Consider the following 23999-nt stretch of genomic DNA (forward strand, 5'->3'; position numbering starts at 1 on the left):
CCGGCTTACGCCGCGCCCTTCACCAGCAGCGCGCCACTGGTGCGGTTGCTGGCCGGGTCGACGATGATCAGCGAGCCGCCCACGCGGTTCTGGCCGTAGGCCTCGACCGGTAGCGCCTGCTGGGTTTCGATCACGACGTGGCCGATCTCGTTGACGGCCAGTTCGTGGGCGTCGCTGGAGTCGAGCGTGTGGATGTCCAGGCGGCTTTCGATGCTGGCGATGCGGGCCTGCACCCAGCGGTTGCCATGGCGCACCCAGTACTTGCGGCCCACCACGGCGGGTTCCGTGTCGAGCCATGCGAGCGTGGCGGCGAACCGCTGCGTTTCCTTGACGGTGCCGGGTGTGCTGATCCAGTCGCCGCGCGACACGTCGAGCTGGCGGTCGAGCACCACGCCGGCCGACTGGCCTGCGGTCACCACGTCCACCACCGATCCGGCGAGGCGCACCTCGGCCACGACGGCTTGCTGGCCGCTCGGGAACAGCTGCACGTTGTCGCCGGCCTTCACCTGGCCGTGGGCAATGCGGCCCCACAGCGTGCGCGGCTGGTTGCCGGTGCCTTCACCTTCGCGGGCCACGTACTGCACCGGCAACAGCAGGTCGCCGTCCTTGCGTTCCTGCAGCGCGGGCAGGCTTTCCAGCACCTGCAGCAGCGACGGGCCGTCGTACCAGTCGGCGTCGAGCGGCTGGGTGACGTTGTCGCCGCGCAGGGCCGATACCGGGATCACTGCGGCGACGTCGATGCCCGCCTCCTTGGCGAAGCCCAGCAGGGCGTCGCGGGTGGTGTTGAAGGCGAGGGCCGGGTCGGCCACGGCGTCGAGCTTGTTGACCGCAAACACGATGCTCGGCACGCGGAGCAAGTGCGCGAGCAGGGCATGGCGGCGCGTCTGCGGCAGCAGCACCACGGGCTTGGCGGTCACGTCGATCTTCGTGATGTCGACGAGCACCACGGCGGCATCGCTGCCGGCCGCGGCCGTCACCATGTTGCGCGTGTACTGCTCATGGCCCGGGGCGTCGGCGATGATGAACTTGCGCTGTTTCGTGGCGAAGTAGCGGTAGGCCACGTCGATCGTGATGCCTTGTTCGCGTTCGGCTTCCAGGCCGTCGGTGAGCAGCGACAGGTCGATGGGGGCACCGGCGGCGCGCTTCTCGAGCGTGTCGAGCTGGTCGGCCAGGATGGCGCGGCTGTCGAACAGCAGGCGGCCGATCAGCGTGCTCTTGCCGTCGTCGACACTGCCGGCCGTCAGGAAACGCAGCGCGCGGTGGTCTTTCACCGCGGGGGCAGCGGCTTGGGTGGCGGTCATCAGAAATATCCTTCTTTCTTGCGGCGTTCCATCGAGGCGTCGGAGGTGCGGTCGTCCATGCGGGTGGCCCCCCGTTCGCTGACCGTGACCTTCAGCGTCTCGGCGACGATTTCGGTGGCGTTGGCGGCCGGGCTCTCGACGGGGCACGTGCAGGTCATGTCGCCCACGGTGCGGAAGCGCACCTCGGCGGTCTCGACGGTTTCGCCGGCTTCCGGCGGCGTCACGTCGGTGAGCGGCACGAGCAGGCCCTTGCGGCGGATCACCTGGCGCTGGTGCGCGAAGTACAGGCTTGGCAGCGGGATGTTCTCGCGGGCGAGGTAGAGCCACACGTCGAGTTCGGTCCAGTTGCTGATGGGGAACGCGCGCATGTGTTCACCCTGCTTGATGCGGGTGTTGAACAGCGTCCAGAGTTCCGGGCGCTGTTCCTTCGGCTGCCATTGGCCGAAGCTGTCGCGGTGCGAGAAGATGCGTTCCTTCGCGCGGGCCTTTTCTTCGTCGCGGCGGGCACCGCCCAGCAGCACGTCGAAGCGGTGTTCCTCGATGGCTTCCAGCAGGGCCACCGTCTGGTGGCCGTTGCGCGATTCGAGCGGGTGCGACAGGCGCACCGTGCCGCGTTTGATGGAGTCTTCGAGGTGACCCACCACCAGGCGCTCACCCATCTCGGCCACGCGCCGGTCGCGGAACTCGATCACTTCGGGGAAGTTGTGGCCGGTGTCCACGTGAAGCAGCGGGAAGGGCAGGCGGCCCTTGAACTCGCCATCGGCACCGCGCGTCTTGAAGGCCTTCTCGGCCAGGCGCAGCACCACGCACGAATCCTTGCCGCCCGAGAACAGCAGCGCGGGGCGCTCGAACGCGGCGACGGTTTCACGCAGGATGAAGATGGCCTCTTCCTCGAGCCAGTCGAGGTGGGTGTGGTCGAGTTCGGGCAGCAATTGCTCCACGGTCAGCGGGGCGTTCATGAACGGTCTCCAATCAGGGAAGAGACGGCGGGGGCTTGCGCCCCGTCGTCGTGGACGTGCAGGCCGCACTCCTTGGCTTTTTCATCCTCCCACCACCACCGGCCGGCGCGGAAATCTTCTCCGACGGCGATGGCGCGGGTGCAGGGTTCGCAGCCGATGCTCGGCATGAACTCGTCGTGCAGCGGGTTGTACGGCACGTTGTGCAGCGCGATGTAGTGCCAGACGTCGTTCCACGTCCAGTCGGCCAGCGGGCTGTACTTCGAGCGGCCCTTGTCGTCGGTCTCGACGAACGGCACGTCACCGCGGTTGTTCGATTGCTCGCGGCGAAGGCCGGTGACCCACGCCGTGCGGCCGTCGAGCATCCGCGACAGCGGCTCGAGCTTGCGGATGCCGCAGCAGCCCTTGCGCAGGTCGATGCTCTCGTACATCGCCTTCTCGCCGTAGTTCTTGACGAAGTGGATCACCGCGTCGGCCTCGGGCCGGTACACCTCGACGGGCAGCTTGTAGCGTTCCTCGATGCGCGGGATGAGCGCGACGGTTTGCGGGTGCAGCTTGCCGGTTTCCAGCGTGCCGAGCGCGATGGCGATGCCGTGGCGGGCGATCAGGTCGGTCACGACCATGTCCTCCGCGCCGAGGCTCGTGGCCTGCACGACGTGGCCGGCGTGGTCGCGCGCTGCGTCCTGCAACACCGTGATGGCGTGCGCGACGCGTTCGTCGAACCCCTTCGTGGTGCGGTCGTACAGCGAAATGGCCGTCATCGTCATGTTCAGCTCCGTGCGAAAGCGGGGTGGTTGTCCTCGACGTCACCCTGGTAGTGGCCTGCTGCAAAAAACGTCAGCGTGCGTTCGGCGGCGGCGCGGTCCTGGTCGGCGCGCAGCACCACGGCGTCGAAGCCGGTGCGCTTGAGCAGCGGCATCATGTCGACGAGCACTTCGCCGGTGGCGCGCACTTCGCCGGTGAAGCGGTAGCGCGAGCGCAGGATGCGGGCCTGGCTGTACGCGCGGCCGTCCACCCATTTCGGGAAGTGCAGTGCCACGATCGACAGGCGGGGCAGGTCGTCCTTCAGCGTCTCGATCTCGCCGTCATTGCCGAACGAGACCCCGACCGGCATGTGGTCGGGCCAATGGGCACGGATGGCGTGCCATTGCGTGAACGTCAGCAGGCTGTACGGCGCGGGGGTCAGCGTCACCATGGGGCCGTCCTCGCCCGTGATGGTGTGCCATTGGTCGTGGTGGGTGTCGATGAACTTCATGGTCAGGCGGCCTTCGCGGTGGAGCGGCGGGCGGCGTTGGCGGCCGACTTGAAGGCGTCCAGGCCGACACGTTTGACCGTGTCGATGAACAGCTCGTTCGCGGCGCGCTGGTGGCGATAGGTTTCGATGACGGCTTCGATCACGTCGGGCACTTCGTCGGCCGCGAACGACGGGCCGATGACCTTGCCGGCGGCGGCTTCGCCGCTGATGCGCGAACCGTCCGAGCCGCCCAGCGAGACCTGGTACCACTCCTTGCCGTCCTTGTCGACGCCGAGGATGCCGATGTGCCCGCTGTGGTGGTGGCCGCACGAGTTGATGCAGCCGCTCATGTGCAGGTCGATGTCGCCGATGTCGTACAGCTCGTCGAGGTCGGCGAAGCGGTCGGCGATGGCGGCGGCGATGGGGATGGAGCGCGCGTTGGCCAGCGCGCAGAAGTCGCCGCCCGGGCAGTTGATCATGTCGGTCAGCAGGCCGATGTTGGGCGATGCGAACGACGCGGCCTTCGCGGCCTCCCACAGCGCGAACAGTTCGTCCTCGCGCACCCACGGCAGCACGAGGTTCTGGTCGTGCGAGACGCGGATCTCGCCTTCGCTGAAGCGGTCGGCGAGGTCGGCGGCATGGTCGAACTGGGCATCGGTGGCGTCACCGGGCGCCTGGCCCGCGCGCTTGAGCGACAGCGTGACGGCGCGGTAGCCGCTCACCTTGTGCGCGTGGACGTTGCGTTCGACCCAGCGCTTGAAGGCCACGGGCGCGTCGGCCGATACCTGGAAGTTCGAGGCGCGGGGCACCACGCCCTGGGGCACCACGAAGCTCTGCGCCACGCGGTCGAGTTCGGCCTGCGGGATCAGGTGGGCGTTGCCGTCCACGTCGTGTTCGAGGATGTTCTTGAACTCTTCCTCGACGTCGGCGATGAACTTCGGCCCCTCGGCTTTCACCAGGATCTTGATGCGTGCCTTGTACATGTTGTCGCGGCGGCCGTGGCGGTTGTACACGCGCACGATGGCCTCGATGAACACGAGGATCTGCTGCCAGGGCAGGAATTCGCGGATCACGGTGCCCACGACCGGCGTGCGGCCCATGCCACCCCCGACCAGCACCTTGAAGCCCACTTCGCCGGCTTCGTTCTTCAGCAGGTGCAGGCCGATGTCGTGCCAGGCCGTGGCGGCGCGGTCTTCCGTGGCACCGGAGACGGCGATCTTGAACTTGCGCGGCAGGAACGCGAATTCCGGGTGCAGCGTGCTCCACTGGCGCAGCACTTCGCAGTACGGGCGCGGGTCCACGATTTCATCGGGGGCGACGCCGGCGAAGCAGTCGGTGGTGGTGTTGCGGATGCAGTTGCCGCTGGTCTGGATGCCGTGCAGGTCCACCTCGGCCAACGCGTCCATCACGTCCGCGCTGCGGTCGAGCGGGATCCAGTTGTACTGGACGTTCTGGCGGGTGGTCAGGTGGGCGTAGCCCCGGTCGAAATCGCGTGCGATGCGGGCGAAGGCGCGGATCTGGTTCGAGGTCAGGTCGCCGTACGGAACTGCCACACGCAGCATGGGCGCGTGGCGCTGGACGTACCAGCCGTTTTGCAGGCGCAACGGGCGGAACTCGTCGTCGCCGAGCGTGCCGGCGAGGTTGCGCTCCAGCTGGTCCCGGTACTGGGCCGCGCGCTGCTTGACGAACTGGCGGTCGAAGGAGGTGTACTGGTACATCGTGCAGTGGTTCGTTGGTGTCAGGTGATGACCTTGAGGCCGGCGGTCACGAGCGAAATGCAGAGCAGCGCGCGGACCAGGCCATCAGGCATTCTCTTCGTGAGCTGGGCACCGAGCCAGATGCCGGGCAGGGAACCCACCAGCAGCGCGGCCAGCAGGCCCCAGTTCACATGCCCCATTGTCGCGTGTCCGATGCCGGCCACGAGCGTGAGGGGAACGGCGTGCGCAATGTCGGTGCCGACCAGGCGGCGGGCTTCCATGCGCGGGTACAGCAACATGATGAGCGTGGCACCCACGGCACCCGCCCCGATGGAACTCAGCGTGACCAGCACGCCCAGCAGCAGGCCGCTCAGCACCGTGAACACGGGGCGGCGGGATTCCGGGATCCAGCGCTCCAGTTTCAGGCCCACGTTGTGCCACACGCCCTTGAAGGCCACGGTGACCGCGGTGAGCAGCAGCGCGATGCCGAGGGCGAAGGTGAGGGTACTGGCCCAGCCCTTGGTGATGCCGGTGAGGTGCATCAGCGCCAGCGTGCCCAGCGACGCCGGGATGCTGCCGGCCAGCAGCAGCCCGGTGATGCGGTAGTCCACGTGGCCGTGCCGCTGGTGCGCCACGGCGCCGGATGTCTTGGTGATGGCCGCGAACCAGAGGTCGGTGCCGATGGCCACCGCCGGGTTCAGCTTGAATACGGTCAGCAGCAGCGGGGTCATCAGCGACCCGCCCCCCACGCCGGTCATGCCGACGATGGCGCCCACACCGAACCCACTCAAGATTGCTATCGGATCCATCGCTCGCTTTGATCATTGCGGTACCTCGCCCACGGCACAACAAAGCCCATGAACCGAACCGGAGGAGGGAATGTACAAAGCTTCTATATATATGCGAAGTACATTTTGGTTGATTGGTTATGCATCTGGGTGATGAAGGCGAGGCTTCTACAATTTGGCATGTCCCTGACCCGCTTGTTCCCGAATCGCTGGCGCCTCGCCGCCACCCTGTTCCTCACCGCCGCACTCGCGGCCTGCGAGACCGGCCCGACCGTGGTGCCCACGCCGGTGCCCGCCGCCAGTGCCCCGGCGATCCCGCCACCCGACCCGGTGGCGGTGCCTAAAGTACCGAAGCCCCCCCGCATCGGACTGGCACTCGGCGGTGGTGCCGCCCGCGGGTTTGCCCACATCGGCATCATCCAGGTGCTGGAGGAAAACGGCATCAAGCCCGACCTGGTGGTGGGTACGTCCGCCGGCAGCCTGGTGGCGGCGCTCTATGCCTCCGGCAAGAACGGCAATGCGCTTGCGGCCACCGCCCAGGGCATGGATGAATCCATGTTCACCGACTGGGCGTTCCCCGGCCGCGGCATGATCCGCGGCGAGGCCCTCGCCCGGTTCGTGCGCGAGCAGACCGGCGGGCGCTCCATCGAGTCCATGAAGGTGCCGCTCGGCATCGTGGCCACCGACCTGGACAACGGCAACCCCATCCTGTTCCAGCGGGGCGACCCGGGGGTGGCGGTGCGGGCATCGAGCGCCGTGCCGGCGGTGTTCCAGCCGGTGAAGATCGGCACGCGGGAGTACGTGGACGGCGGACTGGTGTCGCCGGTGCCGGTGCGTTTCGCCCGCCAGATGGGCGCCGACCTGGTGATCGCGGTGGACATCTCGGCGGTGCCGGATGGCAACCCCACGAGCGACCCGATGCGCATGCTGCTGCAGACCTTCGCGATCATGGGCCGCAGCATCAACCAGTTCGAGCTGCGCGAGGCCGACCTGGTGCTTCGTCCGAAGCTGGCGGGGGTGTCGGGGGCGGACTTCACGTCGCGCGCCAAGTCGATCCAGGCGGGCCGGGCCGCGGCCACCGAGGCCTTGGCGGACTTGCGCAACCGCATCGCGGCGAAGACGCGCTGAACGCCGACAAACAAAAAGGGCCCCGTGTTGCCACGGGGCCCTGAAGATACCGGTCAGGTACCGAGAAGACAACCTTCAAAACACCCGCGAGGAGTCACTCGCGGCATCTGTCTGACAGGTTGCCCGGAAGGAAGTTCCGGGCTCGGTCCCGATTTATGGGATCAGGCAGCGCGCTTGGCCTTGGCCGTGGCGGTCTGCGTGGCCTTGACGGCGCTGGTGGTCACGGCCTGGAAGTTGGCTTCGGCCACTTCGGCGGCTTGCTTGGCTGCCTTGTGCACGCTTTCGTAGGCGTTGTTCGCGGCGGCAACAGCCGACTTGACCAGCGCGACGGCGTTTTCGGTGCCGGCCGGGGCGTTCTTGACGGCGTTGTCGACCACCGACAGGAACTTCTTCTGGGCTTCCGAAGCCTGGGCTTCAGCGGCCTTGCTCAGGTCGGCGTTGGTGGCGGCAGCGATGTCGTAGACGTGGCGGCTGTAGGCGGCGGCCTTTTCGGCGGCGGGTTGCAGCAGGCCGGCTTGCAGGGCCAGCAGCTCTTGCGCATCCTTGGCGTTCAGGGCAGCTTGCGTGGTTTGGGCGACTTCACCCAGGGCAGCCTTGGCCACTTGCAGGTTCAGTTCGACCAGTTTCTCGACGCCTTCGAATGCCTTGCCAGTCAGGCCGAAGAGGGTTTCGATGTTGGCCTTGTGGGCGGCGACCAGTTGTTCTGCAGTCAGCATGGTGAGATTCTCCAGTGTGTATCGTTCAGGAAGCTGATACAGCCTTTGCTGCGCTGCACCATGGACTGAAGTATTGCGCAGGAGACCGGCCATGACAACCCCTAATTGCTGCGTTGCAGCATATTTAGGGTGCAAGTTCTAAAACCCGCAGGCGATGGAACAATGGTCACATGAGCACCCGACCCGAACCCGAGTCCCGCGCGGCCTACCGGCACTTCACGTCCCTCACCACCCGCTGGATGGACAACGACGCCTACGGCCACCTGAACAACGTGGTCTATTACAGCCTGTTCGACACGGCGGTGAACCAGTACCTCATCGAGGCGGGGGCGCTCGACGTCCGGCACAGCCCGGTCATCGGCCTGGTGGTCGAGACCCACTGCAACTTCTTCGCGTCCGTCGAATTCCCGCAGGCGGTCGAAGCGGGCCTGCGGGTCGCCCACCGGGGCAGTTCGAGCGTGCGCTACGAGATCGGCCTCTTTGCCGAGGGGCAACCGCTCAGCGCGGCGCGGGGGCACTTCGTGCACGTCTACGTGGACCGCACCACCCGCCGGCCGGCGGCGTTGCCCCCGGTGCTGTCCCAGGCCCTCGACGCGCTGGTGCCCGCATGAGCGCCCGTCCTGGCGTGCTCGTGGCACGGGCCGTGTTCGACGACGTCGTCGACCGCCTGCGTGTCCATTTCGACGTCGAGACCAACCCGTCCGACACGCCGTTTTCCAAGGCCGAACTGATCGCGCGACTGCAAGGCAAGCGCGGGGCCCTCACCACCGGGAGCGAACGCATCGATGCCGAGGTGCTGGGCGCCAACCCGCAGCTGCGCGTGGTCAGCAACATCGCGGTGGGTTACAACAACTTCGACGTGGCGGCATGTGACACCCACGGGGTGCTGGCCACGAACACACCCGACGTGCTGACCGAAACCACGGCCGATTTCGGTTTTGCGCTGATGATGGCCACGGCCAGGCGCATCGCCGAGTCCGAGCACTTCCTGCGGCGCGGCGAATGGAACAAGTGGTCGCTGACGATGTTCGCCGGGGCGGACGTGCACGGCGCCACGCTGGGCATCCTGGGCATGGGCCGCATCGGGCAGGCGATCGCGCGGCGCGGAGCACACGGTTTCGGCATGAAGGTGATCTACCACAACCGCTCGCGGCTCGACGCCACCACCGAGTCGGCGCTGAACGCGCGTTACGTGGGCAAGGCCGAATTGCTGCAGCAGGCCGACCACCTCGTGCTGGTGCTGCCGTATTCGGCCGAATCGCACCATGCCGTGGGCGCGGCCGAACTGGCGCTGATGAAACCGACGGCCACGCTCACCAACATCGCCCGCGGGGGCATCGTGGACGACGCGGCGCTGGCACAGGCGCTGGCCGCGGGGCGAATCGCCGCCGCGGGGCTCGACGTGTACGAAGGCGAACCGGCAGTGAACCCGGCGCTGCTGTCCGTGCCCAACGTGGTGCTCACCCCGCACATCGCCAGCGCCACGATCGCCACCCGCCGGGCCATGGCGAACCTGGCGGCCGATAACCTCATCGCCGGCCTGGGCTTCGGCCCCGACGCCGGCCGGCCGCCCACGCCCATCAACCCCGGGGTGCTGCCGCTGCGTCCCTGACGGTTCAGCCGAGGGCGGTGTCCATCACCGTCATCAGGCAGAAACCGATCGCGAGGCCCATCGTCGCGGCCGTCTCGTGGCCGTTGCGGTGCGATTCGGGGATCACCTCGTGGCTCACGGCGAACAACATGGCACCCGCCGCCGCCGCGAGGCCCCACGGCAGCAGCGTGCCGAACGTGCCCACTGCCACCGCGGCCACCAGCGCGAACACCGGTTCCACCAGGCCCGACGCCATGCCGATCAGCGCCGCCTTGCCGCGGCCCATGCCGGCCCCCACGAGGGCCAGCGCCACCACCAGGCCCTCGGGCACGTCCTGGATCGCGATGCCCATCGCCAGGCCGCTGGCGCCGGGCGCCCCGGCCCCGGCGGCCACCCCGACGGCCATGCCCTCGGGGATGTTGTGCAACACGATGGCGATGACAAACAGCAGCACACGCGCCGGCACTTGCGGGCGGGTGGCCTGGCCGTCGCTGTCGAAGTGGGCATGCGGCCAGGCGCGGTCGAGCCACAGCATGGCGAACACGCCGATCAGCACGCCGGCGCTCACCACGGCGCCCGAGCCCCATTTCGAATAGCCGAGGTCGCCCGCTGCGGCCAGCCCCGGCACCACGAGCGAGAACGCCGTGGCCGCGAGCATCACGCCGGCACCGAACCCGAGCATGCCGTCGGCGATGCGCACCGGGATGCTGCGGGTGATCAACACCGGGAACGCGCCCAGCGCGGTGGCCAGCGCACAGAGCAGGCCGCCCTGGAGGGCGCGCATCGCCTCGTCGCTCAGTGACCCCGGCAGGTGTTCGAAGGCCTGCAACCCCAGCAGCACGGCGCCCGTCAGCACGAGGGCGATGCCAGCCAGGCGGCGGGGGGAGGGGAGCGAAAGGGGCGGCATGTCGGGCTTCCTGTGTCGGACTGCCCTCATTCTCAATGAGAATCGTTCCTGTTTGAAGCCGCCTTTGGCTATGACCGGAATAGCCCGCAAGGAGGGCACGCCGAGGCGGTTGCTGGCAAACTCGGTTCATCGCCCGAACGGAGTCCGCGATGCTCAGACCGCCCGCCCGCTACCTCGTGATCATCGACGCCGACGGCGCCCGCACCGCGTTGCTGTTCACCGACCAGTTCCAGGACGCCGGAGAGTTCGATGCGTCGTCCGAGGAGGTGGCTGTGATGGTCAGGGGCTTGCGGCCCGCGCTGACCGCCACGGCCAGCGAGTGGGACCGCGCGCTGGCGGGCAGCAGCCGCCTGGACCGCCAGGCCGCCGAGGTCTACACGCTGGATGTGTGAATCTCAGCCGCCGGGTTTGGCCCGCGACTCGAACATCCGCTGCAGCACGCAGAACACGAACAGCAGCGCGCCGATCACGATCTTGGTCCACCAGGAGCTGAGGGTGCCGTCGAACATGATCAGCGTCTGGATCACGCCGAGGATCAGCACGCCGAACAGCGTGCCCACGAGGTAGCCCACACCCCCGGTCAGCAGCGTGCCGCCGATCACCACGGCCGCGATGGCATCCAGTTCCAGGCCCACGGCGTGCAGGCCGTAGCCCGAGAGCATGTAGAACGTGAGCACCACGCCGGCCAGCGCCGAGCAGAAGCCGCTCAGCGTGTAGACACCCACCACGGTGGCCTTCACCGGCAGCCCCATCAGCACCGCCGAATTCTCGTTGCCACCCACCGCGTAGACGGTGCGCCCGAACTGCGTGCAGTGGGCGATGAACACCCCCACGGCCACCACCACGATCGCGATCACCGCCCCGATGGACACCGACGCGTCGCCCCACACCGGGATGCGCAATTGCGCGAGTTCCGAGTAACCGGCTTCGGTGATGCTGATGGAGTCGATGCTGATCAGGTAGCACAGGCCGCGGGCGAGGAACATGCCGGCCAGTGTCACGATGAAGGGCTGCAGCCGGAACCGCTGGATCAGCACCCCCATCAGCGCCCCGAAACCGGTGCCCATCGCCAGCACCAGCGGGATGGCCACCCACGGGCTCCACTGGTGGCGCTCGATGGCCCAGGCCAGCACCATCGTGGTGAGGGCGATCACGGAACCCACCGACAGGTCGATGCCGCCGGACAGGATCACGAACGTCATGCCCACCGCGACGATGCAGAGGAACGCGTTGTCGATCAGCAGGTTCAGGAACACCTGCAGCGAAAAGAAGCCGGTGTACGAGACCGACCCCATCGTCATCATCGCGACGAACAGCGAGATGGTGACGGCCAGCGGCAGGTACTTGCGGTCGAACTGCCAGGGGCGGGACCCACCCGGGGCCTGGGGAGTGACGCTGGGCAGCGGGGAAGAGGCCATGGGCGTGCTCATGCGGAGACTCCCCCGACCGGGGCGCGTTGGACCAGCTGGCGCACGCTGGCGCGGAACTCGGCGGACTGCAGCAGCATCACGGCGAACACCACCGCGGCCTTGACGACGAGGTTGATTTCGGGCGGAACGCCCAACGAGTAGATGGCGTACGTCAGCGTCTGGATGATCAGCGCACCGATCACGCTGCCGGCGAGGCTGAAGCGCCCGCCGGTGAGCAGCGTGCCACCCAGCGTGACGGCCAGGATGGCGTCCAGCTCCAGCAGCTGGCCGGCGTTGTTGCCATCGGCACTCTTGACGTTGGAGCTGATCAGCAAACCCGCCACGCCGGCACAGATCCCGCAGAACGCGTACACCCACACCGTGATGCTCTTGGCCTTCACGCCGGCCACGTGGGCCGCCGACGGGTTGATGCCCACGGCCTGGATGAACAGGCCCAGCGCGGTGCGTGACATGGCGAGCGACACGATCGCGTACACGGCCGCCACGATGAACACCGAGAACGGCAGCCCGAGCAGGTAGCCGCTGCCGATGAAGAAGTAGGGTGCGTAGTAGATGGTGATGATCTGGCCATTGGTGACCAGCTGCGCAATGCCGCGGCCGGCCACCATCAGGATCAGCGTGGCGATGATGGGCTGCATGCCCACGCGGGCCACCAGCAAGCCGTTCCACACGCCGCACGCCAGCGCCACCCCGAGTGCGGCCACGATGGCCACCGGCATCGGCACGCGGCTCACGTGCGTGGCCACGCCGTCGTTGACGACCAACGTGCCGCCGATCATCCACGCAGCCAGCGCGGCCGAGATGGCCACCACGGCACCCACCGAGATGTCGATGCCGCGGGTGGCGATCACGAGGGTCATGCCGAGCGACACCAGCACGAGCGGCGCGGCGCGGTTCAGGATGTCGACCAGGCTGCCGTACAAGTGGCCGTCGCGCACCGACAGGTGCAGGAACTGTGGGTTGAACGCTGCATTGACGGCCAGCAGCAGCACGAGCGTGACAACCGGCCACACGAGGCGGTGTTTCATCAGCGTGTTCATGTCGTTTCTTCGGCGATGAGGTGGTAGACGGCTTGTTCACCACTGCCGGCGGGCAGTTCGCCCACCTTGTTGCGGTCGCGGAGCACGACGATGCGGTGCGAGACACGCACCACCTCGCTCATCTCCGACGAGATGAACAGCACGGCCATGCCGCCCTGGGCCAGCCGCAGGATCTCGTCCATGATCTCCTGCTTGGCGGCCACGTCGATGCCCCGCGTGGGTTCGTCGAGGATCAGCAGCGACGGGTCGGTGGCGAGCCAGCGGGCGAGCAGTGCCTTTTGCTGGTTGCCACCCGACAGCAGCCCGATGGGGGTTTCCACATCGTTGGTCTTGATGCCGAGGGCCTTGACGTATTTCTCGGCCAGGGCCTTCTGCTGCGCGTCCGACAGGCAGCGGCGCAGCCCGGCACGGGCCTGCAGCGCCAGGATGATGTTCTCGCGCACCGACAGCTCGGCCACGATGCCGTCGGTCTTGCGGTCCTCGGGGCACAGCGCGAGGCCGTGGCGCACCGCCTCGGCCGGGTTGGTGATCCGCGCGGCCTGGCCGCGCACGCGCACCTCGCCGCCATCGGGTGAGGCCAGCCCGAACAGCAGCCGCGCGAGTTCGGTGCGGCCGGACCCGAGCAGTCCACCGAGCCCCACCACCTCGCCGGCGCAAAGTTCGATGTCGATGGGCTGCAGCTGGCCGCGCTGTGAAAGCGCCGTGGTGGACACCACGGGCACGCGCTCTCGTTGGTCGTCGGGCACCGGGTTGACGGACTGGCCCTCGGCCAACTCGCGGCCCACCATGGCCGCGATCAGCGCCTTCGGCCCGAGCTGGGCCACCGGGTACTCGCCCACCAGCGTGCCGTTGCGCAACACGGTGATGCGGTCGGAGATGGCGTACACCTGCTCGAGGAAGTGCGTGACGAACAGGATGGCGAGACCTTCGTCCCGCAGCCGGCGCAACACGTCGAAGAGGCGCTGCACCTCGCCGGTGTCCAGGCTCGACGTGGGTTCGTCGAGGATCAACACCTTCGCCTCCACGCTGAGCGCGCGGGCGATGGCCACCATCTGCTGCACCGCCACCGAGTACGACGACAGCGTGCGGGTCACGTTGATGTCGAGGTTGAGCCGCGCGAGCAGCTCGCGGGCCTGGCGGTTCATGCCCGCCCAGTCGATGCGCCATGCCCCCAGGGCGCCAAGCCGCGGGTAGCGGCCCGCGAAGATGTTCTCGGCCACCGACAGGTTGGGGCAGAGGTTGACCTCCTGGTACACGGTGCTGATCCCGAGCGCCTGGGCCTGCTGCGGCGACCCGGGCCGAACGGGCTGCCCGTCGAGGGACATGGCACCGCCATCGGCCGCGTGCACACCGGTCAGCACCTTGATCAGCGTGGACTTGCCCGCACCGTTCTGGCCCATCAGCGCATGCACTTCGCCGGGGTACAGGCGAAGGCCCACCTGCTGCAGCACGGACACGCCGAAGAACCGCTTGTCGATGCCGGACAGCTCGAGCACGGGGCGGGGGGCCGGGTTGGTCATTTGTTCTTGTTGTAGACGTCGACGAACACGGCCGCCAGGAGGACCAGCCCCTTGATCACCTGCTGGTAGTCGATGCCGATGCCGAGGATGGACATGCCGTTGTTCATCACGCCCATCACGAAGGCGCCGATGACTGCACCCATCACCTTGCCGACCCCGCCGGAGGCGGATGCGCCGCCGATGAAACACGCGGCGATCACGTCGAGTTCGAAGCCCACGCCGGCCTTCGGCGTGGCGGTGTTCAGCCGTGCGGCGAACACAAGGCCCGCCAGCGCGGCCAGCACCCCCATGTTGACGAAGGTGTAGAACGACAGCCGCTGCGTCTTGATGCCCGACAGGCGCGCGGCCTTCTCGTTGCCGCCGAGCGCGTAGATGCGCCGGCCGATCGTGGTGCGGCTCGTGACGAAGTCATAGCCGAGCATCAGGACCGCCATCACCACCAGCACGTTGGGCAGGCCCCGGTACGACGACAGGATGTAGCTGATCAGCACCAGGATGCCGGCGAACAGCAGCGTGCGGCCGAGGAAGAAGAAGTAGGGTTCCTCTTCCATGCCGTGCTGGTTCTGCCGGGCGCGGCTGCGCAACTTGAAGGCCACCCACGCCACCGCAGCCAGCACGCCGATCAGCAGCGAGAAGAGGCGGATCGAGTCACCCTGGAACGGGTCGGGCAGGAAGCCGGAGCTGATGCGCTGGAACCCCTCGGGGAATGGCCCCACGGACTGACCCTGCAGCAGCGCGAGGGTCAGGCCCTTGAACACCAGCATGCCCGCGAGCGTGACGATGAACGACGGGATGCGGAAGAAGGCCACGAAAAAGCCCTGGCTGGCACCGATCAACGCACCCGCCAGCAGGCACAGCACGATGGTGATGAGGAAGTGCACCTGGTAGTCGACCATCAGCACCGCGGCCAGCGCGCCCACGAAGCCCACCACCGACCCCACGGAGAGGTCGATGTGGCCGGCCACGATCACGAGCAGCATGCCCAGCGCCATGATGACGATGTAGCTGTTCTGCAGGATCAGGTTCGTCAGGTTCAGCGGGCGCATCAGCGTGCCGTCCGTCATGAACTGGAAGAACCCCATGATGAGGATCAGCGACGCGAGCATGCCGTACTCGCGGAAGTTGTTTTTCAGGAATCCGGCGTAGGAGCGCGCGGGTTCCGCATCGGGGGCGCCAGGGGCGCCGGAGGAGAGAACTTTGTCCATGGTGTCAGTAGCTCGAGGTGACGATCGCTCGCATGATCTTTTCCTGTGACGCTTCGGCCGCGGTGAATTCACCGACGAACCGCCCTTCATTCATGACGCAGATCCGGTCGCACATGCCCAGCAGTTCGGGCATCTCCGACGAGATCATCACGATGCATTTGCCTTCCGCGGCCAGCTTGGCCACGAGCGTGTAGATCTCGAACTTGGCCCCCACGTCGATGCCGCGGGTGGGTTCGTCGAGGATCAGCACCTCGGGGTTCGTGAACAGCCATTTGCCGAGCACCACCTTCTGCTGGTTGCCGCCCGACAGGTTCACGACCTTCTGCATCACGCTGCTGCACCGGATGCGCAGGCTGCGGCGAAACTCCTGCGCCACGTTGTGTTCGCGCGCGTGGTCGATGACGCCGCGGTTGGCCACGCCGGGCAGGTTCGCGAGGCTGATGTTCTCGCGGATGGGGTCTTCCAGCACGAGGCCGAGGCCCTTGCGGTCTTCGGTCACGTACGCGATGCCGTGGGCGATGGCCTTCTGCACCGTGCTCACGTCCACCGGGGTGCCGTTCAAGCGCACCTCGCCGGTGATGCGCTGGCCGTACGACCGGCCGAACACGCTCATGGCGAGTTCGGTGCGCCCCGCGCCCATCAGGCCGGCGATGCCGACGATCTCGCCGCGCCGGGCGTGGAAGGCCACGTTCTTGATGACCTGGCGATCGGCGTGCACCTCGTGGTAGACGCTCCAGTCCCGCACCTCGAACACGGTCTCCCCGATGTCGGGCGTGCGTTTCGGGTAGCGGTCGGCCATCTCGCGGCCCACCATGCTGCGGATCACGTGGTCCTCGCTGACGGGGCCCTTGCGGCAGTCGAGTGTTTCCACCGTGCGGCCGTCGCGCAATACGGTGATGGCGTCGGCCACCTTCGAGATCTCGTTGAGTTTGTGCGAGATCAGGATGCAGGCGATGCCATGCGACTTGAGTTCGAGCAGCAGCGACAGCAACGCATCACTGTCGCTCTCGTTCAGGCTCGCGGTGGGTTCGTCGAGGATCAGCAGCCGCACGTCCTTCGACAGCGCCTTGGCGATCTCGACGAGCTGCTGCTTGCCCACGCCCAGCTGCGTGACGGGGGTGGCCGGCGATTCGTCCAGGCCCACCTTCTTCAGCAGCGCGCGGGTTTTCGCGAACGTGGTGCCGGCGTCGATGACACCGTACCGGTGTTGTTCGTTGCCGAGGAACATGTTCTCGGCGATGGACAGGAGCGGCACGAGGGCGAGCTCCTGGTGGATGATGATGATGCCGAGGGCTTCGCTGTCGGCGATGTCCTCGAACGCGCAGGACTGGCCTGCAAAACGGATCTCGCCGCCGTAGCTGCCGCTCGGGTACACCCCGCTCAGCACCTTCATCAGCGTTGATTTACCGGCGCCGTTTTCACCGACAACGGCATGGATTTCACCAGGGCGCACCCGCAGGTCGACGCCGTCCAGCGCTTTCACGCCTGGGAATTCCTTGCGGATGTCGTGCATCTCGAGGAGGGCTTCGGTCATGGCTACTTCAAGTCTTGGAACAAGCCCGCCTTGTGCCGGGGCACAAGGCGGGCGATCAGGAGAACACGCTTAACGCAGCTGGCTTTCCGTGTAGTAGCCGCTGCCCACCAGCACCTGCTTGTAGTTCGCGGCGTCGACGCTCACGGGCTTGAGCAGGTAGGACGGAACGACCTTGACACCGTTGTTGTAGGTCTTGGTGTCGTTGATGGGCACGGTCTTGTTGGTCAGCACCGCGTCCACCATGTTGGCGGCCACCTTGGCCAGCTCGCGGGTGTCCTTGAACACCGTGGAACGCTGTTCACCGCGCAGCATCGACTTGACCGACGCGATCTCCGCGTCCTGGCCGGTCACGACCGGGAAGGGTTGTTGTGCCGAGCCGTAGCCCACGCCCTTGAGCGACGACAGGATGCCGATGCTCAGGCCGTCGTACGGCGACAGCACGGCGTCCACGCGGCCCTTGGTGTAGTAGGCGCTCAGGATGTTGTCCATGCGTGCCTGGGCCACCGCACCGTCCCAGCGCAGCGTGGAAACCTTCTGCATCCCGACCTGCTTGCTGCCCACGACGAGCTTGCCGCTGTCGATGTAGGGCTTGAGCACCGACATCGCGCCGTCGTAGAAGAAGAAGGCGTTGTTGTCGTCCGGCGAACCGCCGAAGAGCTCGATGTTGAACGGACCCTTCTTGTTCTTCAGGTCGAGCGCCTGCTCGATGTAGCCGGCCTGCAGCACCCCCACCTGGAAGTTGTCGAACGTGGCGTAGTAGTCGACGTTCTTCGAGCCGCGGATCAGGCGGTCGTACGAAATGACCTTGATGCCGCGGTCGGCGGCCTTCTGCAACGCATCCGACAGCGTGGTGCCGTCGATCGCGGCGATCACGAGGACCTTCACGCCCTTGGTGATCATGTTCTCGATCTGGGCGAGCTGGTTCGGGATGTCGTCGTCGGCGTACTGCAGGTCGGCCTTGTAGCCCTTTTCCTTCAGGGACTTGACCATGCTGTCGCCGTCGGCGATCCAGCGGGCGGAGGACTTGGTCGGCATCGAGACGCCGATCGTGCCCTTGTCCTGGGCCATCGACGGCAGGGCCACGGCGGTCATTGCAAACAGCAGGCTGGCCAGGGCGGTACGGCGTTGAAACTTCTTCATGATGATCTCTCTCTCTTCGTGGTCAGGTCAGTACTTCCGTTTCGGGAACTCGCGCGCGGCGGTTTCCATCGGGAAGATCGATTCTTCGGTAACGATGCGCTTCGGCAGGGGCTTGCCGGCCACCAGGTCCTTCGTGGCGGCCATCAGTTGCGGGCCCAGCAGCGGGCTGCATTCGACGGTGACGTCGAGCTTGCCGGCCATCATGGCTTCGAAGGCACCCTTGACGGCGTCGATCGAGATGATGGTGATGTCCTTCGACGGCTTCAGGCCGGCTTCCTCGATGGCCTGGATGGCGCCGATGGCCATGTCGTCGTTGTGTGCGTACAGCACGTTGATCTTCTTGCCCTCGGCCTTGAGGAAGGCTTCCATGACTTCCTTGCCCTTGGCGCGGGTGAAGTCACCGGTCTGCGAGCGGATGATCTTGATGCGCGGTNATCTTCTTGCCCTCGGCCTTGAGGAAGGCTTCCATGACTTCCTTGCCCTTGGCGCGGGTGAAGTCACCGGTCTGCGAGCGGATGATCTTGATGCGCGGTTCGGCCTTGATGGCTTCCTCGAAGCCCTTCTTGCGGTCGATCGCCGGGGCGGAACCCACGGTGCCCTGGAGCTCGACGACGTTGACGTCGCCAGTCTTGCCCTTGACCTTGTCGACGAGCCAACGGCCGGCCTTGCGGCCTTCCTCGGTGAAGTCCGAGCCCATGAACGTCACATAGAGCGACGTGTCCTTGCTGTCGACGGCGCGGTCGGTGAGGATCACCGGGATCTTCGCTGCCTTCGCCTCGCGCAGCACGGTGTCCCAACCCGACTCCACCACCGGCGAGAACGCGATCACGTCCACCTTCTGGGCGATGAACGAGCGGATGGCCTTGATCTGGTTTTCCTGCTTCTGCTGGGCGTCGGAGAACTTCAGCTCGATGCCGGCCTCCTTCGCCGCCGCCTTCACCGATTCGGTGTTCGCAGTTCGCCATTCGCTCTCGGCGCCGATCTGACTGAAACCAAGCACGATCTTTTTCTGCGCGTAGCCAGTCAGGGGCCACGCGGTGGTCAACGAGGCAGCGGCCAGCGCTGCGAAGAGTGTGCGTCTCTGGAATTTCATGGATGTCCTCGCAAGGTTCATGGATTGGCCTGCGGTCTTGTGCCGCAGTGTCGAAATCGGATGGGTGTGGCGTTCTCCTAGGTCGGGTGAAAGGGGGCGGATCAGGCCAGGGTGTAGGCCGTCTTCACGGTGGTGTAGAACTCGGCCGCATAACGGCCTTGCTCGCGCGACCCGTGGCTGGACTCCTTGCGTCCGCCGAAGGGCACGTGATGGTCGACCCCCGCGGTCGGGAGATTGACCATGGTCATCCCCACTTGCGCATTGCGCTTGAAATGAGTTGCGTACTTGAGCGACGTGGTGCAAATGCCGGCACACAGGCCGAACGGCGTGTCGTTCGCGAGAGACAGGGCGTGTTCGTAGCCATCGGCGCGGATCACGCAGGCCACCGGCCCGAAGATCTCCTCACGCGCCACGCGGTGATGCGACTGTGCGAGGAACAGGGCGGGGCTCATGAAGTGGCCGCGGGTCTGGCGCTGCAGCGTGTCGCCGCCCACCAGGTGCTCGGCGCCTTCGTCGCGGGCGATCTCGAGGTAGCTCAGGTTCTGCTGCAGCTGGTGGTCGTCCACCACCGGGCCGATCTGGGTGTCGCGTTGCAGGGCGTGACCCACCTTCAGGGCGGCGGTGCGTTCGCGCAGGCGGGCCACGAACCGGTCATGGATGCCGGCGTCCACGATGATCCGGCTCGACGCCGTGCAGCGCTGGCCCGTCGAGTAGAAGGCGCCGTTCAGCGTACATTCGACCGCCAGTTCCAGGTCGGCGTCGGCCAGCACCACGAGGGGGTTCTTGCCCCCCATCTCGAGCTGGACCTTGGCGCCGCGTTCGGCGGTGGCCTTCAGGATCTGCCGCCCGGTACCCACCGACCCGGTGAAGCTGATGGCATTGACGAGCGGGCTGTCGACCAGGGCCTGGCCCACCTGGCGGCCGCTGCCCATCACCAGGTTGAACACCCCCGCGGGCAGCGTGGCCCGGCTGATGATCTCGGCCAGCGCCCAGCCGCAGGCCGGCACCAGCTCGGCCGGCTTGAACACCACGCTGTTGCCGAAGGCGAGTGCGGGGGCGATTTTCCAGGCGGGGATGGCCAGCGGGAAGTTCCACGGCGCGATGATGCCCACCACGCCTACCGGCTCGCGGGTGATCTCCACGTCCACGCCGGCACGCACCGACGCCAGCCGCTCGCCACCCTGGCGCAGCGCCTCGCCGGCAAAGAACTTGAAGATGTTCCCGGCGCGCACGGTTTCACCCACCGCCTCGGCCAGGGTCTTGCCTTCCTCGCGGGCCAGCAGCTCGCCGAGTTCGTCCTTGCGGGCGATCAGCTCGCTGCCAATCTGGTCCAGCGCGTCGAAGCGCCGCTGCGGCGTGCTCTGGGCCCAGGTGCTGCTGGCGTCGGCCGCGGCACGGATCGCGTTGTCGGTCTGGTTCTTGTCGGCGCGGGCGTACTCGGCCACCACGTCGTCGAGGTCCGACGGGTTGGTGCTGATGCCGGTGGTGACACCGGTTTCCCAGCGGCCGTTGAAGTAGTTCTTGCAGGTGAGGGTTGCCATTGCAGGCCTCACAGCGGTTGGACACCGCCGATCGCGAACCCCGCGGCGGCCACGGCCAGCGGGTTCACGAGCGGGGCGCCCAGGTCAGGCAGGTCGATCTCGAAGCGGTCACCCGGTTCGACCTTGATGCCGTCGGCGAAGCTCAAGGTCGAGGTGCCGAAGAAGTGCAGGTGCACGTCGCCCGGGCGGCGGTGGGCCGCGTACTTGAAGTGATGGTATTCCAGGTTGGCGATCGAATGGCACATGTTCGCGTCGCCGGTCAGGAACGGCTTCTCCCACACCACGTTGTCGCCGCGGCGCACGCGGCTCGTGCCGGCCAGGTGGTCGGGGAGGGCGCCGGTGCGCAGTTCCGGCCCCACGGCGCAGGCGCGCAGCTTGGAGTGGGCGAGGTACAGGTAGTTCTGGCGTTCAGTCACGTGGTCCGAGAACTCGTTGCCGATCGCAAAACCCAGGCGGTGCGGGGTGCCGTCGTCGCCGATCAGGTAGAGGCCCACGAGTTCGGGCTCCTCGCCGCCGTCGAGCGCGAAGTCGGGCATCACGAGGGCTGCGCCCGGGGCGGCCACGATCTGGCCATCGCCCTTGAAGAACCACTCGGGCTGCGCGCCGGGCTGGCCGCCGGTGGGCCGGCCGCCGTCCACGCCCCACTTGAACATGCGCATGGAGTCCGACAGCGCGTTGTCGTCGCCGGAGAGCTTCTGGTGCATGGCGTCGCGGGTGGCGGCACTGCCCAGGTGGGTGAGCCCGGTGCCGGTGACGAGGCAGTGGGCCGGGTCGGGGTGGGTCAGCGGCGGCAGCACGCGGCCGTCGGCCAGCAGGCGGGCGTAGGGAATGGTGTCGCCGGTGGGTTCAGCCACGGCGTCGAGCGTGGTGCGGCGGGCAAGGGCGGTCCGGGCCACCTCGTACGTGCTGCGGTGGCCGGCAAGCCGGCGCACCCCAAGGCCGGCGTCGTCGACCTGGCCTACGTTCGGGGTGCCGTCGTCATCGAGGAACTGGATCAGTCGCATGGTTCGAGGAGTGCTTGGGGACAAGGTGCCGCATCCTACGAATCGCTGAGATATCTTTCTAATAGATATTTGGTCAGTTCCGATATACGATCTTGAATCGACGTAAACCCTTATGACGAACTACACCCATTGGTTCATCCGCGCGCGCCTCAAGACGCGCCAACTGCTTCTCCTCGTGGCGCTGGCCGAGGAGGGCAACATCCACCGTGCGGCCCAGGTGCTGAACATGACCCAGCCGGCGGCCTCCAAGCTGCTCAAGGACCTGGAGGACGTGCTCGAGGTCTCGCTGTTCGACCGGCTGCCGCGTGGCATGCGGCCCACCTGGTACGGGGAAACCATGATTCGCCACGCCCGCGTGGCGCTCGCGAGCCTGAACCAGGCGCACGACGAGGTCGAGGCGTTGAAGGCCGGGCGGTTCGGCCAGGTGAGCGTGGGGTCCATCACGGCGCCCGGGCTCGTGCTGTTGCCGCCGGCGGTGGCGCTGGTCAAGCAGGAGCACCCGAGCCTGCGCGTGTCGCTGCAGATCGAAACGAGTGACGTGCTGATGGAGCGCCTGGTGCACGGCAAGCTCGACATGCTGGTGTCGCGCCTCTTTGCACAGCACGACAAGAGCGACCTCCGCTACGAGGTGCTCACGGAGGAGCCGGTGTGTGCCATCACCCGGCCAGGCCATCCGCTGCTCGGGGTGGCCAACCTCACGCTCCGGGACGCCCTGAGTTCGGGCTGGATCGTGCCGCCGGCGGGCAGCATCCTGCGCCACCGGTTCGACCTGATGTTCCAGGAGGTGGGGCTCGAAGCCCCCATCAACGTCATCGAGACGTCGGCGCTGCTGTTCACCACGAAGATGCTGCAGCAGAGCGACATGATCGGCGTGGTGGCCACCGACGTGGCCAAGTACTACCAGGCGCACGGCATCGTCTCCATCCTGCCGATGGAGCTGCCGTGCCACATGGACGCCTTCGGCATCATCACCCGCACCGACAAGCTGCTGTCGCCAGCGGCCAAGGTGATGCTCAAGGCCCTGAAGGCGGCCGCCGTCAGCGTGTACGGCAGCCGCTTCGACCCGCTGGCCCCCGACTGATCAGCTCCAGCCGGCGTCCACCTTGAATTCCTGCGCGGTGCACATGGCCCCGTCGTCGGACGCCAGGAACAGCACCATGCGGGCCACGTCCGACGGCTGGAGCTTGTCGGGCAGGCACTGGTTGCGCTTCAGTTCTGCCTCGCCTTCGGCGTCGAGCCAGAGCTTCACCTGCCGATCGGTCATGACCCAGCCCGGCGACACGGTGTTGACGCGGATGCGGTCCGCGCCGAGGCTGTCGGCCAGCCCGCGCGTGAGCCCGTTGACCGACGACTTCGCGATCGCGTAGCAGGGGTAGGCCCCGGCCTTCGTCTGCCAGCCGGTGGAGCCGAGGTTGACGACCGACCCGCCGCCGAGCCGGCGCATGCCGGGCGCCACCGCCTGGATGGCAAAAAACGCCGGCCGCTCGTTGATGCTCATGCGGCTGTCGTAGTACGCTGGCGTGACCGACTCGAGGGTGTGCCGGTCGTCGCTCGCAACGTTGTTCACCAGTGCGGCGAAGTCGCCGCCGAGCGCCGTTGCGGCATCGGTCACGGCCTGCTGAAGCGCCGCGATGTCGCGCACGTCGCAGGGGCGCCACCAGGGCGCCGGGTGGCCGGCCGCGGCGAGGTCTTCGGCCAGTGCGCGGCTCTCGGGTTCGGCGATGTCGATGAACGCCACCAGGGCGCCTTGTTCGGCAAACGCCTGGACGATCGCGGCGCCGATGCCGGAGCCGCCCCCGGTGACGAAGACGCGCCGGCCGCGCAGGCTGGGGTAGGTGGCGAGGGTGGAAAGGGGTGTGGAGGCCATGGAATCCTGTCGATATTGCAAAATCGGTATGTCAGGTAATTAATTTGTTATTTTTCTATTATCAATGTGCCTTGCTAGGATGCGGCGCGTCAAGGGGCTTGTGTTTGTGAGCCGCCGCCTACCCTCCGAAGGATTGCACGATGGATTCCCAGAAGCCCAAGCCCAAGTACCCGTTCCGCCGCAGCCAAGCCTGGTTCGGCAAGTCGGACCGCGATGGGTTCATGCACCGCAGCTGGATCAAGAACCAGGGGTACCCGCACGACGAGTTCGACGGCCGCCCGGTGATCGGCATCTGCAACACGTGGAG

At 67.0% G+C, this 23999-nt stretch carries 23 protein-coding genes and 1 pseudogene; 5 read left to right on the forward strand and 19 right to left on the reverse strand.

Annotated elements, in window-relative coordinates:
- Nucleotides 1–5: 5 nt before the first annotated feature.
- From ASC87_RS13350 to ASC87_RS13375, 6 genes are read right to left on the reverse strand one after another with little or no spacing between them, the layout of a single operon-like run.
- A complete protein-coding gene (locus tag ASC87_RS13350; RefSeq protein ID WP_056662315.1) occupies nt 6–1301 on the reverse strand; it encodes a sulfate adenylyltransferase subunit 1 in 1296 nt (431 codons plus the stop codon).
- Entirely contained in the window at nt 1301–2260 is a 960-nt protein-coding gene (cysD, locus tag ASC87_RS13355) for a sulfate adenylyltransferase subunit CysD (protein WP_056662318.1), read from the reverse strand. Before cysD ends, ASC87_RS13350 begins: the two co-directional genes overlap by 1 nt.
- Nucleotides 2257–3018, reverse strand: coding sequence for a phosphoadenylyl-sulfate reductase (locus ASC87_RS13360; RefSeq protein ID WP_056662400.1), 762 nt, complete (start codon nt 3016–3018; stop codon nt 2257–2259). Before ASC87_RS13360 ends, cysD begins: the two co-directional genes overlap by 4 nt.
- Nucleotides 3019–3026: 8 nt before the next feature.
- Complete coding sequence (locus ASC87_RS13365) at nt 3027–3512, reverse strand: DUF934 domain-containing protein (protein WP_056662321.1); 486 nt, start codon at nt 3510–3512, stop codon at nt 3027–3029.
- A gap of 2 nt (nt 3513–3514) precedes the next feature.
- Nucleotides 3515–5209, reverse strand: coding sequence for a nitrite/sulfite reductase (locus ASC87_RS13370; RefSeq protein WP_056662323.1), 1695 nt, complete (start codon nt 5207–5209; stop codon nt 3515–3517).
- Nucleotides 5210–5229: 20 nt separating this feature from the next.
- A complete protein-coding gene (locus ASC87_RS13375) occupies nt 5230–5997 on the reverse strand; it encodes a sulfite exporter TauE/SafE family protein (RefSeq protein WP_056662325.1) in 768 nt (255 codons plus the stop codon).
- Nucleotides 5998–6156: 159 nt separating this feature from the next.
- On the opposite strand from ASC87_RS13375, the gene ASC87_RS13380 reads away from it, so the two are divergent.
- A complete protein-coding gene (locus tag ASC87_RS13380; RefSeq protein ID WP_056662328.1) occupies nt 6157–7104 on the forward strand; it encodes a patatin-like phospholipase family protein in 948 nt (315 codons plus the stop codon).
- A 161-nt stretch (nt 7105–7265) separates the two neighbouring features.
- On the opposite strand, the gene phaP is transcribed toward ASC87_RS13380, so the two are convergent.
- Nucleotides 7266–7820 carry a TIGR01841 family phasin gene (gene phaP / locus ASC87_RS13385; RefSeq protein ID WP_056662331.1) on the reverse strand — a complete coding sequence of 185 codons (555 nt, stop codon included), beginning with the start codon at nt 7818–7820 and terminating at the stop codon, nt 7266–7268.
- Nucleotides 7821–7990: 170 nt separating this feature from the next.
- On the opposite strand from phaP, the gene ASC87_RS13390 reads away from it, so the two are divergent.
- On the forward strand, nt 7991–8431 hold the full coding sequence (locus ASC87_RS13390) for a thioesterase family protein (protein WP_056662334.1): 441 nt from the start codon (nt 7991–7993) through the stop codon (nt 8429–8431).
- Nucleotides 8428–9432 carry a D-glycerate dehydrogenase gene (locus ASC87_RS13395; RefSeq protein ID WP_056662338.1) on the forward strand — a complete coding sequence of 335 codons (1005 nt, stop codon included), beginning with the start codon at nt 8428–8430 and terminating at the stop codon, nt 9430–9432. The genes ASC87_RS13390 and ASC87_RS13395 overlap by 4 nt, the downstream gene beginning before the upstream one ends.
- A gap of 4 nt (nt 9433–9436) precedes the next feature.
- On the opposite strand, the gene ASC87_RS13400 is transcribed toward ASC87_RS13395, so the two are convergent.
- Nucleotides 9437–10318 carry a ZIP family metal transporter gene (locus tag ASC87_RS13400; protein ID WP_157604025.1) on the reverse strand — a complete coding sequence of 294 codons (882 nt, stop codon included), beginning with the start codon at nt 10316–10318 and terminating at the stop codon, nt 9437–9439.
- A 149-nt stretch (nt 10319–10467) separates the two neighbouring features.
- Here ASC87_RS13400 and ASC87_RS13405 point away from each other — a divergent pair, with 149 nt between their 5' ends.
- Nucleotides 10468–10710 carry a hypothetical protein gene (locus tag ASC87_RS13405; protein ID WP_056662343.1) on the forward strand — a complete coding sequence of 81 codons (243 nt, stop codon included), beginning with the start codon at nt 10468–10470 and terminating at the stop codon, nt 10708–10710.
- 3 nt (nt 10711–10713) lie between these two features.
- Here the strand turns inward: ASC87_RS13405 and yjfF are convergent, their stop codons facing one another.
- The 10 genes and pseudogenes from yjfF to araD1 form a co-directional block, all read right to left on the reverse strand.
- Nucleotides 10714–11736, reverse strand: coding sequence for a galactofuranose ABC transporter, permease protein YjfF (gene yjfF, locus ASC87_RS13410; RefSeq protein ID WP_056662346.1), 1023 nt, complete (start codon nt 11734–11736; stop codon nt 10714–10716).
- 8 nt (nt 11737–11744) lie between these two features.
- Complete coding sequence (locus ASC87_RS13415) at nt 11745–12788, reverse strand: ABC transporter permease (protein ID WP_157604026.1); 1044 nt, start codon at nt 12786–12788, stop codon at nt 11745–11747.
- The gene (locus tag ASC87_RS13420) at nt 12785–14308 is read right to left on the reverse strand and encodes a sugar ABC transporter ATP-binding protein (RefSeq protein WP_056662348.1); all 1524 of its coding nucleotides are present in this window, start codon (nt 14306–14308) and stop codon (nt 12785–12787) included. The genes ASC87_RS13415 and ASC87_RS13420 overlap by 4 nt, the downstream gene beginning before the upstream one ends.
- Nucleotides 14305–15513: a multiple monosaccharide ABC transporter permease gene (mmsB, locus tag ASC87_RS13425; RefSeq protein ID WP_056662351.1), complete on the reverse strand. Its 1209-nt coding sequence runs from the start codon at nt 15511–15513 to the stop codon at nt 14305–14307. Before mmsB ends, ASC87_RS13420 begins: the two co-directional genes overlap by 4 nt.
- A gap of 4 nt (nt 15514–15517) precedes the next feature.
- A complete protein-coding gene (gene mmsA / locus ASC87_RS13430; protein ID WP_056662354.1) occupies nt 15518–17047 on the reverse strand; it encodes a multiple monosaccharide ABC transporter ATP-binding protein in 1530 nt (509 codons plus the stop codon).
- Between the two features lie 69 nt (nt 17048–17116).
- Nucleotides 17117–18139: a multiple monosaccharide ABC transporter substrate-binding protein gene (gene chvE / locus ASC87_RS13435; RefSeq protein ID WP_235582164.1), complete on the reverse strand. Its 1023-nt coding sequence runs from the start codon at nt 18137–18139 to the stop codon at nt 17117–17119.
- 75 nt (nt 18140–18214) lie between these two features.
- Nucleotides 18215–18620: substrate-binding domain-containing protein (locus ASC87_RS31845; RefSeq protein WP_235582163.1), on the reverse strand; the 406-nt coding region annotated here is incomplete at its 5' end.
- 1 nt (nt 18621) lies between these two features.
- Nucleotides 18622–19280 (reverse strand): annotated as a pseudogene (locus tag ASC87_RS31850) (ABC transporter substrate-binding protein); the annotation flags it as partial.
- Nucleotides 19281–19381: 101 nt separating this feature from the next.
- Nucleotides 19382–20821 carry an aldehyde dehydrogenase family protein gene (locus tag ASC87_RS13445; RefSeq protein ID WP_056662360.1) on the reverse strand — a complete coding sequence of 480 codons (1440 nt, stop codon included), beginning with the start codon at nt 20819–20821 and terminating at the stop codon, nt 19382–19384.
- An 8-nt stretch (nt 20822–20829) separates the two neighbouring features.
- Nucleotides 20830–21825, reverse strand: a complete 996-nt coding sequence (gene araD1, locus ASC87_RS13450) for an AraD1 family protein (protein WP_056662363.1) — start codon at nt 21823–21825, stop codon at nt 20830–20832.
- A 112-nt stretch (nt 21826–21937) separates the two neighbouring features.
- Here araD1 and ASC87_RS13455 point away from each other — a divergent pair, with 112 nt between their 5' ends.
- A complete protein-coding gene (locus ASC87_RS13455; RefSeq protein ID WP_056662365.1) occupies nt 21938–22906 on the forward strand; it encodes a LysR substrate-binding domain-containing protein in 969 nt (322 codons plus the stop codon).
- Here the strand turns inward: ASC87_RS13455 and ASC87_RS13460 are convergent, their stop codons facing one another.
- Nucleotides 22907–23692 (reverse strand): SDR family NAD(P)-dependent oxidoreductase, encoded by a 786-nt coding sequence (locus tag ASC87_RS13460; RefSeq protein WP_056662369.1) that lies wholly within the window; start codon nt 23690–23692, stop codon nt 22907–22909.
- Nucleotides 23693–23999: the final 307 nt, after the last annotated feature.

Origin of the sequence: Rhizobacter sp. Root1221 (genome assembly GCF_001425785.1) — a bacterium.
In the GTDB taxonomy this organism is placed as follows: domain Bacteria; phylum Pseudomonadota; class Gammaproteobacteria; order Burkholderiales; family Burkholderiaceae_C; genus Rhizobacter.